Origin of the sequence: Rhodococcus sp. NPDC057014 (assembly GCF_042673295.1) — a bacterium.
Classification (GTDB): Bacteria; Actinomycetota; Actinomycetes; order Mycobacteriales; family Mycobacteriaceae; genus Rhodococcus_F.
Genome location: NZ_JBHUSF010000477.1, coordinates 1 through 4,656, shown reverse-complemented (window position 1 = coordinate 4,656; position 4,656 = coordinate 1). Strand labels below are relative to the sequence as shown.

Below are 4,656 nucleotides of genomic sequence, written 5' to 3'. Positions count from 1 at the left end.
TGTCCGATCTGCCCGCCGAGACCGTCGACGTGGTGAAACGATGGAACCCGGACGCCGTCGCACGCCTGAAGTCCGGGGGACCCGCGCAGCGAGGTGTCTTCGTGGCGGGGCCGCGGCGGGCCGGCAAGACCACGCTCGTGCGCCTGCTCCGTTCGCTCGACGCGTCCGCGCTCGCGTTCGCGGAGGATCCGCTCGACGCCGGGGTGGTGCTGATGGTGCTCGACGCGGCGGCGGCACTCGGACGGGAAGAGCTGTCCGTTCTCGACGTCGTCGCGCGACCGGCGTGCCCCGTGGTCTTCGCGCTCACCAAGACCGATGTCCACCGGGACTGGGCGGGCGTGCGCGACCGCAACCGAACCCTGCTCGCCCGGCACGCGGCGCGTTTCGCCGACGCGGAGATCCACCCGGTCGCTGTCGGCGGATCCGGGGTGGAGGCGCTGCTCGGGGCACTCCTGCGGGCCGCCGGGGACGGGGACCGCGACACGCGTCCCGCCATCGAGGCGGTGCTCGAGCAGACGCGGCGCATGATCGCGGCCACCGCCCGGTCCGTGCGGGAGACCGAGCCCGGCGCGGAACTGCGCGCCGAGCGCGTGCGCGCGCTGACGCTGCGGGACGGCGGGCGCACGGAACTGATCGCGCAGCTCCGTGGTCAGGTCCAGCTGGCGAAGGTCGAGTTGCTGCACGAGGTGGCCTCCCAGGTCCGCGCGGCGGGAGCGTCGGCGCGTTCGGAGATCGGCCGCGCAGGCCGCGGGACCCTCGCGGGTTATCCCGACCGTCTTGCCGAGATCGTGCGCGAGAGAAGTGGAGCGGTCGACGCCGCGGTGACCGCGCGCCTCGACGACCTGCGGGCACGTGCCGGCGTCGTCGCGTCCGATCCCGAGGCCGCCGCTCCACTGCCGCAGCCGGCGGCGCCCGAGGGGCCCGAACCGCGGCACCGCGGACTGGAGGACCGGATGACGATTCTGATCGGTGCGTCCGCCGGGCTCGGTCTGGGCAGGCTGGTGGTGTCGCCGCTGTCGATGGTTCCCGCGCTCGACATCGCGAGCATCCCGCTCACCCTCGCGCTCGGAGCCGTCGCGGCGTGGTGGCTGACGCGGTCGCGCGCGCACGTCGCCGAGCGTGCTCACGTGCGGCAGTGGGCGACCGAGGCGCTGGTGCACGTGCGGTCCCAGTGGGAGCAGTTCGTCCTGGCCCGGTTGCTGGCGGCGGAGACCGGGGTGAGCGAGGCGATCATCGCCGAGAGCAGGGTCGCCGCCCGGGAGGTGGACGAGCGGGTCGCGCAGATAGACGGTGAACTCCGCCGGCTGACCGCGCGAAGGAGCGGGCAGTTGTCGTCCTGCGAACGCGACCTCGCGGCGGTCGACCGGGGACTGCAGGAGGTCCGCAGGCCGGCCGGGGAACTGAATCGCCGCGGTGAACGTCTGAATACATAGGTGTCCGACCGCTGTTCGCCCACTTTCATGTGGGATCGTGTTGAAATATCTTGATATGTCTTGCTTTGGGCGGGAAACTGGCCCGAAATACGAAGGGAGACCGCGGTGGCGACGACTGAAAGTTTTCTGGTCCCGGACGTGCCGGACCTCGATCCGAACACGTTCGGCCCCGATTCCGGGGCGGTCGCGCTCACCGATCCCACCCACGACATCGACGGCGACGGCGTCCTCGACACCCAGACCTTCGACGCGGGCGACGCCGTCGTCATCGCCTCCGACCTCGACTCGGACGGCGACGCAGACCATCTGACGTTGATCCACGAGGACGGCGCCTACGCGTCGTGGGAGTTTCGCCGCGACGGCGACGGCCTCGTGCACTGGGAGCAGACCGATGGTGGGACTCTCGGCAACGGCTGACCACCCCCGAAAACCGCACTCCAGACGCAGGAAAGGCTCCTGGCAGGGCTACTGAATCGTTTCTGTGACCATTCCAACCGCACCCGATTCCCCGAGATGGGACTCGCGGCGTTAACCTCTAGGGATAGGACACCCGGCGCCCGCGTCTTCCATGTGGCATGGACGGCCTGGCTGGACCCCGCCGAGAGGGGAAATCGGACCGTCTGGCACACGCTGCGAGGTTCTCTCAGCGGACGGCAGATGGTCCGGTTCCGGCTCACCCCAGGAGAGTTTGATGACCTCAGCGACCATTCCCGGTCTGAACGGAACTGACGGCACGCCCCCCACGGAGCACAGTGAGCTGCTCGCCTGGGTTCGAGAGGTTGCCGAACTCACTCAGCCCGACCGCGTCGTCTTCGCCGACGGCTCGGACGCAGAATGGGATCGACTGACCGAGCAGCTCGTCGCGGCGGGCACGTTCACGCGCCTCAACGACGAGAAGAAGCCGAATTCGTTCGTCGGCAACTCGGACCCGTCGGACGTCGCGCGCGTCGAGTCTCGCACCTACATCTGCTCGCGTGAGGAGATCGACGCCGGGCCCACCAACAACTGGATGGATCCGACGGAGATGCGGTCGCTCATGACCGACCTCTACCGCGGCAGCATGCGCGGACGAACCATGTACGTGGTGCCGTTCTGCATGGGCCCGCTCGGAGCCGACGACCCGAAGCTGGGTGTCGAGATCACCGACTCCGAGTACGTCGTCGTCTCCATGCGCATCATGACGCGCATGGGCACGGCCGCGATGGAGAAGCTGGGCAAGGACAAGCCGTTCGTGAAGGCGCTGCACTCGGTCGGCGCACCTCTCGCGGAGGGTCAGGCCGACGTCCCGTGGCCGTGCAACGACACCAAGTACATCACCCACTTCCCCGAGGACCGCGAGATCTGGAGCTACGGTTCCGGCTACGGCGGAAACGCCCTCCTCGGCAAGAAGTGCTACTCGCTGCGCATCGCGTCGGCGATGGCCCACGACGAGGGCTGGCTCGCCGAGCACATGCTGATCCTCAAGCTGATCTCCCCGGAGGACAAGCCGTACTACATCGCGGCCGCGTTCCCGAGCGCGTGCGGCAAGACGAACCTCGCGATGATCCAGCCCACCATCCCCGGATGGCGCGCCGAGACCCTCGGTGACGACATCGCGTGGATGCGCTTCGGTGAGGACGGCCGCCTGTACGCCGTCAACCCGGAGTACGGCTTCTTCGGCGTCGCGCCGGGCACCAACTACGGGTCGAACCCGAACGCTATGAAGACGCTCGAGGCCGGCAACTCGCTGTACACGAACGTCGCGCAGACCGACGACGGCGACGTCTGGTGGGAGGGACTCGAGGGAGACCCGCAGCACCTCGTCGACTGGAAGGGCAACGAATGGACGCCCGAGTCGGACGAGAAGGCCGCGCACCCGAACTCGCGTTACTGCACCCCGATGTCGCAGTGCCCGATCCTCGCCCCCGAGTGGGACGACCCGCAGGGTGTGCCGATCTCCGCGATCTTGTTCGGCGGACGCCGTAAGACCACGGTTCCGCTGGTCAGCGAGTCCTTCGACTGGCAGCACGGCACGTTCCTCGGTGCGACGCTGTCGTCCGAGCAGACCGCTGCCGCCGAAGGCGCCGTGGGTACCGTCCGCCGCGACCCGATGGCCATGATCCCGTTCATCGGCTACAACGCCGGCGACTACCTGAACCACTGGATCAACCTCGGCAAGCACGCGGATTCCGAGAAGCTGCCGAAGATCTTCTACGTCAACTGGTTCCGTCGCGGCGACGACGGTCGCTTCCTGTGGCCCGGTTTCGGCGAGAACTCCCGCGTGCTGAAGTGGATCGTCGACCGCATCGAGCACAAGGCAGGCGCCGAGTCCACTCCGATCGGATTCGTTCCGACCGCAGCCGATCTGGAGCTCGGCGGGCTGGACGTCAACGCCGACGACGTCGACGAGGCACTCAAGGTCGACGTCGACGAGTGGAAGCAGGAGCTGCCGCTCATCGAGGAATGGTTCGAGTTCCTCGGCGAGAAGGTGCCCTCCGGCATCCGTGACGAGTTCGAGGCTCTGAAGCAGCGCCTGAGCTAGTCCCTCCCCGGTGACCGAATGTCACAGTGGTTCAGTTCGCCTGAACCGCTGTGACATTCGTCGTTTCGGGGGAGGTTCCTGTAGTAAACGCATACCATTCGGTTTGTAAAAGCCTCGATTCTCGAAGCTCGCACGCGACGAAAGGATTGCAGATGCAGACAGGGACCAGCAGGGGCATGAAACGACTCGCCGGAGGGGCCGCACTCGCTGCCGCAGCCGCCGCCACCGTAGCCATCACCATGCCGGCGACCGCTTCCGCAGCGACGGAAGTGCAGCCTCCCACCGTGGTGACCGCGGTCGACGGAAGCACCCTCGACATCACCGTCACCAACCCCAACGTCCTGAATCTGCTGGACGCGCAGTCCTGCGGCGCCGTGGCATTCGACGCCACCAAGCTGCCCGCCGTACTCGCGGATCCCACCGTCGTTCTCGAACCGGGATTCGTCGCGTGGGCCACCAACCCGATCGACCGCGTCCTCGCGAACGCCACGGGCGACGCGGTCAAGACGTTCACCACACCGGAACTTCCGGACGGCGCCTACGCGGTTCTCGGCGAATGCCTGTCGCTGACCACCGTCGCCAACCCCCAGACCACGATGCCGCAGATCGTTCTCGTCGGCGGCCCGCTCGGTGGGGTCCAGTTCGGCAGCTAGGCGCTTCGCGCTCGTGAGTGGTTGAGGAGTCTCTGGACTCGTCAACCAC

The 4,656-nt window shown here is 67.9% G+C and carries 4 protein-coding genes; all 4 read left to right on the top strand.

Annotation, left to right across the window (positions count from 1 at the left end):
* Positions 1-1,433 (top strand): hypothetical protein (locus ACFTZB_RS43150; protein ID WP_378441741.1); only part of this gene is annotated, 1,433 nt, incomplete at its 5' end.
* A 105-nt stretch (positions 1,434-1,538) separates the two neighbouring features.
* Positions 1,539-1,850, top strand: coding sequence for a DUF6802 family protein (locus tag ACFTZB_RS43145; RefSeq protein WP_378441738.1), 312 nt, complete (start codon positions 1,539-1,541; stop codon positions 1,848-1,850).
* Positions 1,851-2,124: 274 nt separating this feature from the next.
* On the top strand, positions 2,125-3,954 hold the full coding sequence (locus ACFTZB_RS43140) for a phosphoenolpyruvate carboxykinase (GTP) (protein ID WP_378441735.1): 1,830 nt from the start codon (positions 2,125-2,127) through the stop codon (positions 3,952-3,954).
* 152 nt (positions 3,955-4,106) lie between these two features.
* A complete protein-coding gene (locus ACFTZB_RS43135; protein ID WP_378441732.1) occupies positions 4,107-4,607 on the top strand; it encodes a hypothetical protein in 501 nt (166 codons plus the stop codon).
* The last annotated feature ends 49 nt before the right edge of the window (positions 4,608-4,656 follow it).

Coding starts and splice junctions, on each gene's coding strand:
- ACFTZB_RS43140 (WP_378441735.1), top strand. CDS start 2,125: ATGACCTCAGCGACCATTCCCGGTCTGAACGGAACTGACGGCACGCCC.
- ACFTZB_RS43135 (WP_378441732.1), top strand. CDS start 4,107: ATGCAGACAGGGACCAGCAGGGGCATGAAACGACTCGCCGGAGGGGCC.